The 5,516-nt window shown below is 51.6% G+C and carries 5 protein-coding genes; 3 read left to right on the forward strand and 2 right to left on the reverse strand.

Annotated features, from left to right (window positions below; translation table 11 throughout):
* The first annotated feature begins 217 nt into the window (after positions 1-217).
* Complete coding sequence (locus tag GX117_08715) at positions 218-2,893, forward strand: HYR domain-containing protein (GenBank protein ID NLO33421.1); 2,676 nt, start codon at positions 218-220, stop codon at positions 2,891-2,893.
* A 76-nt stretch (positions 2,894-2,969) separates the two neighbouring features.
* On the opposite strand, the gene GX117_08720 is transcribed toward GX117_08715, so the two are convergent.
* A complete protein-coding gene (locus tag GX117_08720; protein NLO33422.1) occupies positions 2,970-3,242 on the reverse strand; it encodes a hypothetical protein in 273 nt (90 codons plus the stop codon).
* On the opposite strand from GX117_08720, the gene GX117_08725 reads away from it, so the two are divergent.
* On the forward strand, positions 3,212-3,559 hold the full coding sequence (locus GX117_08725) for an immunoglobulin domain-containing protein (GenBank protein ID NLO33423.1): 348 nt from the start codon (positions 3,212-3,214) through the stop codon (positions 3,557-3,559). The two genes, GX117_08720 and GX117_08725, sit on opposite strands and share 31 nt — an antisense overlap.
* 153 nt (positions 3,560-3,712) lie before the next feature.
* Entirely contained in the window at positions 3,713-4,918 is a 1,206-nt protein-coding gene (locus GX117_08730; protein NLO33424.1) for a nucleoside permease, read from the forward strand.
* A 5-nt stretch (positions 4,919-4,923) separates the two neighbouring features.
* On the opposite strand, the gene GX117_08735 is transcribed toward GX117_08730, so the two are convergent.
* On the reverse strand, positions 4,924-5,490 hold the full coding sequence (locus GX117_08735; protein NLO33425.1) for a hypothetical protein: 567 nt from the start codon (positions 5,488-5,490) through the stop codon (positions 4,924-4,926).
* Positions 5,491-5,516 lie beyond the last annotated feature (26 nt).

Below are 5,516 nucleotides of genomic sequence, written 5' to 3' on the forward strand. Positions count from 1 at the left end.
AATGAGCATGTATTTTGAATGGCTGTCAGGTGGCGCGTACAGCAAAAGGGTCGATTGCGCCCACGGGATAGCCGGAAAAGTTTTCATAAGGTAGCACGGGTAAATAAGGAGTACGTGACGATGTCCCTCTATGGAGTAAGGGTGATATCTACAAAGAAGAGGGGTGCGCTAAGACAGTCCTGTCAACCCAAAACATGAGAAAAAAAGGAGAGCGGATATGAAGTATTTTTATTTACGAACGATGGTTTTAATGTTAGCGTGTATGCTTATTTCAGTTTCCGGCATGGCACAGGTACAGTTTCTCAGTGCCGCATCGCTGGAGAACCACAGCAATAGTGACAATATGTCACTGAGCGTAACGGTTCCTGCCGGAACAACCCTGCTTGTTGCCGGTGTGTCCAACGCCAAGGGTACCACAGGTACTTTAAGGAATGTTGATGCAGTGCGGCTTGGCGGGTCAAGCGGTACGCTCTTTACGAAAGCGATCAATTCACCCCGAAACCGTGATGCCCGCGCAGAGCTCTGGTATTTGCCGAACCCGCCGGCGGGTGCCACCACTGTTTACGCTAAACTCAATGGTAGTAACAGCTGGAAAGGGATGGGTGTTCTCTGCCTTAAGGATGTAAATCTCAGCAGATTATCAAACGCTGTTACAGGGCTACAGAGCGGATACAGCCCGGACGCTTCCTATTCTTTTACCGGAACAGAAGCGCCTCTTAATTCTATGATTGTTTCTTGTATTGGCTACAATTCAGGTGATCTAAGCGTTACAGGAACCGGTCACGTACAACGATGGAATGAGAAAGCGACTTACCTCGCTAAGAATAGCCGTCACGGCGGCAGTACGCTCATGGGTACAGGCAGCGCGATAACAGGGAACTGGAATACGCCAAAATCCGGAGCGCTTAGTTATGACTGGGAAATGGTGGAGCTGGTCGTTCCCGGCTACTACGGCATGGAGAGTTTGAGTGCGCCCGCCTTGTCGGTAAACGATGCAGATCCGAATAATACCGTGGTGGGGACTTTTACTGCTGTCGACAAAGATGGTGTGGGATCCTACACGTGGACGTTACCCAATAATGCAGGCGGCCGCTTTAAATTGGCCGGTGGTACGGGGTTGACAATGAATCTGTTAATTGCCGACACAACGCTCATCGACCGCGGGCAGGCAAGTTCCTATACGGTTCGGGTCGGCGTAAGAAATACGGTCTATCCTACCGTTTTTGAAAAAGATTTTACGATTACCGTCAATGACACGACGAAACCCGCGGCGCGTTGTAAGAATGCAACGGTGAAATTGAGTTCGCCCACACTCTCTCCAACGCAGGTTGATAATGGCAGCTCAGACAATGTGGGCATCACCAGCCGTCTTATAAACAATCAAAGCAGCTTAACCTTTACATGTGCTCATTTGGGCGCGAATTCAGTCACCTTGAGTGTGAAAGATGCCGCAGGCAACACAGACAGCTGCACGTCAACGGTCACAGTGGAAGATGATATTGATCCCGTGATTACGACACTTCCGGATGCGGTTTACACCGTTGTCGCCGACGCCACCTCCGGCACGGCGCCCGCTCCGGATTTAACCGCAGCATTAGTTGCTACCGACAATTGCGGCATCGCATCGGTCACCCAGTCACCTACGATCGGAACGGCCTTGAGCATCGGTTCCACACCGGTCACTCTTACGGTTACAGACGTAGGCGGTAATACCGCGCAATGTGGTACAAGCGTTAAGGTAGTAGATCAAACGCCTCCTGTCATCAGCGTATGTCCGGCGGATCGTACGGTGTCTGCCGGAGCCGCTTGTATGTTCTCGGCTCCCGATCTGCGCTCAGAAGTGACCGCCACCGACAACTCCGGTTCCTGCATCATTACGCAATTTCCGAATATAAATGCTAATCTCGCTGTTGGAAACACGACATTTACTTTTACGGCAACGGACGGCTCCGGTAATACCAGTACCTGCCAAGCGGCGTTCACTGTAGAAGATGACGTGCCGCCTGTGATTACACTGAAAGGATCTAATCCTCAGATTGTAGCGGTGGGAGCTGCCTATGTTGAAAGCGGCGCAACGGCTCTCGACAATTGTGAAGGACAGATAGGCAATAAGATCGTCATAAATTCTCAAGTGAATACGTCTGTGCCCGGCAGCTATAGCGTCATTTATACGGTCACCGATTATTATGGGAATGACGCCGTTCCCGTTACGCGTACGGTGAAGGTGCAGGATAACACGGCGCCTGTCGCGATCTGTAAAGACATTGACGTTTATTTAAGCGCTCCTCAGATCACGCCGGTCAATGTAGATGATGGCAGTTATGATAATGTGGGCATCACCAGCCGTCTTATAAACAATCAAAGCAGCTTAACCTTTACATGTGCTGATTTGGGCGCGAATTCAGTCACTCTAAGTGTGGAAGATGCCGCAGGCAACACAGATAGTTGTACGTCAACGGTCACAGTGATAGATGATATTGATCCTGTGATTACGACACTTCCTAATGCGGTTTACACCGTTGTCGCCGACGCCACCTCCGGCACGGCGCCCGCTCCCGATCTGCGCTCAGAAGTGACCGCCACCGATAATTGCGGCACTGTATCGGTCACCCAGTCGCCTGCGATCGGAGCGACCTTGAGCATCGGTTCCACACCGGTCACCCTTACGGTTACAGACACAAGCGGTAATACCGCGCAATGTGGTACAAGCATTAAGGTAGAAGACCAAACGGCGCCTGTTGCGATCTGTAAAGACATTGACGTTTATTTGAGCGCTCCTGAGATCACGCCTGCCGACGTGGATGATGGCAGTTACGACAATTATCAAATCGCTGCGAGATTGATTAACGGTTCCTCAAGTATTAGCTTCGGTGTGGGCGATGTGGGCGCATAAAATGTGACGCTTCGTGTAGAAGACACTTCCGGTAATTCGGATGAGTGCATCGCCGTTGTAACGGTAATCGACGATATCACGATACCGGACGAAGGTGAAGGTGAACCTGCCGAAGGCGAACCTGCCGAAGGTGAACCTGTTGAAGGTGAACCTGCCGAAGGCGAACCTGTAGAAGGTGAACCTGTTGAAGGCGAACCCGCCGAAGGCGAACCCGTAGAAGGTGAACCTGCCGAAGGCGAACCTGCCGAAGGTGAACCTGCCGAAGGCGAGCCCGCCGAAGGTGAACCTGTAGAAGGACTTCAAGTGTCCGCAGACGGTTTGACCGAGATCTATGTCCCCGAAGGCTCATCGGCTTCCTTCAAGATTCTTGTCGCGGGTGCGGAAGGCAGCCTGTCCTATCAATGGTATCGTCACACGGAAGACAAGGCGCTTGACGCCATTCCGAACGGTGTTGATCCCATTTATAGCATTGCTTCCGTTTCCTATGAAGATATCGGTCAGTATCAGTGTGAAGTAAATGATAGTGTCCTTGACGAATCGGCATGGTCGCCTATCTTCACGCTGGGCATTATTTCCGGTGTACCCATTGCGGGTCTTGCCGGCCTGGCACTGCTTGGCGCGGTCTCCGCTGTGATGGGCGTATCGGTCCTACGTAAACGCCGTTAACTCTTATCTGTTTGTGTTTGCGCCGGCGGCATTATTTGTCGCCGGCGCTTTTTTTATGGGGTTTTATGACGTTAAAATATGCAACAGTGTGGGCAGTCATGCTATGCTGATGGAGGGGAAAACACCAAGCCTTATGACAGGGAATCACTGCCATTGAATCCATCACTCAAACGCCGCTTATCGGTTATGATGTTTTTGCAATATGCCGTTCCCGGCGCAACTGTGCCCATTCTCAGCCTCTATTTGAAAGATCATTTGGGGATTGCGCCTTTCCGGGCGGGCATGATTATGGCGATGCCTTCGGCGGCGGCGAGTGTAGCGCCTTTGATCGCATCGCGCATCGCGGATCGTTGGATGGGTGCGCGAAGCATGTTGATGCTATGTCATGGTCTGGCTGCCTTGCTCATGCTGTGGCTCTATCGTGTCCACTCCTTTTCTTTTTTCATCAGCCTTTATTTTTTGTATGGGCTGTGTTTTGCGCCCACCTTTGGACTGACCAACACAGTCGTTTTGCAGCATGCTTCTGATGCGCGCCGAGATTTTGGCGGCATACGGATGTGGGGGACTCTCGGCTGGGTGGCGGTCGCGTGGGTATTTGGTTATTGGTGGCTGAAAGGCGACGCGTCGGGGACACGGCTGGGACACGCCTTATTGGTTTCTGCCTTTGCGTCTGTCGCTTTGGCCCTTTTTATGCTGCGCCTGACAGGCTCCTCTTTCGACAAACCGACAGCACCCCTATACGGAGAGGTGTTTCGTTTATTTTTACGCCCGGAAATGCTGCTCCTCTGCCTGCTCAATTTTTTAAACGGAGCCTGCCATCAATTCTATTATTTTGGGATGAGTCCTTTTCTGGTTCACCTGCGTTTTCCCGAGGCCTATATTATGCCGGGCATGAGTATCGGACAGGCGTCGGAGGTGTTGGTCTTGCTCTTTTTGGGCTGGTTTCTCAGCCGCATCTCTATGAAACGGATCATGCTTTGGGGTGTTATCGCGCAAGGTCTGCGCATGCTCATCTTCGCATTTACAGAAAATCATATCGCCATTGTGGCAGGTATTGCCTTGCACGGTTTTTGCTATGCCTTCTTTTTTACGACGGCCTATCTGTATGTGGAAAAACACAGTACGTCCGCCACAAGGGCGGGCGCGCAGCAATTGTTGACGCTCATGATCTCCGGCGCGGGACCTTTGGCAGGTTTTCTTTTTGCAGGGTGGACAGCGCAATTCTTTTCCGATCCGGTAAGCGGTATGGTGGACTATCGTATGTTTTGGCTTATCCCCGGTATTTTATGTGCCATTATTGCCCTGTGGCTTCACGTGGGATTTCGCGAACGGGCGGTCGTTGAGCGCGCCGCCTTATAGGAGTGTTATTCCTTTTCTTCGTCGTTAGCGGGCGTGGGCGGTGTATCGCTGGCGTCTTCAGACATTGCCGGCGGGGCGGCGGAAGCCTGTTTGCGCGCACTGGGAAAGAGGAGGGGCATATCTTTTAACACATCGGCGCCGGCAAAGAGATGGTAATTGAGCACCACTTGCAGCAAATAAAGCCAGCACAGCATTTTAGCGGTAATAACGGCCATGATCAGGAAATAATAGAAGCGCCCCAAGATGAAAAAGTAACCGGGCAGTATTTCGATTGGCACGGGCAAGAAAGCGACCAAGGACAGAACGGCCACTTGTATGCCTTTGCCCAAGGCGAGATGGCTGTCAACCCCGGCTTCACGGCTGCGTTGTGTGACAAACCAGGCGAGAAATCCGGTACAGGAAAAGGTAATGAACCAGTGGGAGTTGATAAAGGCCTGATGCATGGTTACGCCGCCCAGCTGGCGCAGTTTAAAGAAGATCGGTTCCGGAAATAGTCCGGCGAAGAAGATGCCGATCCATAAGAGAACGGCGAGTCCATTCCATAAAATTGAGTTGTTGTTTTTCGTTGTCACTAAATGTTTCCGAAAATCACCACAGC

It is taken from the genome of Candidatus Hydrogenedentota bacterium (assembly GCA_012523015.1).
Lineage (GTDB): Bacteria > Hydrogenedentota > Hydrogenedentia > Hydrogenedentales > CAITNO01 > JAAYBJ01.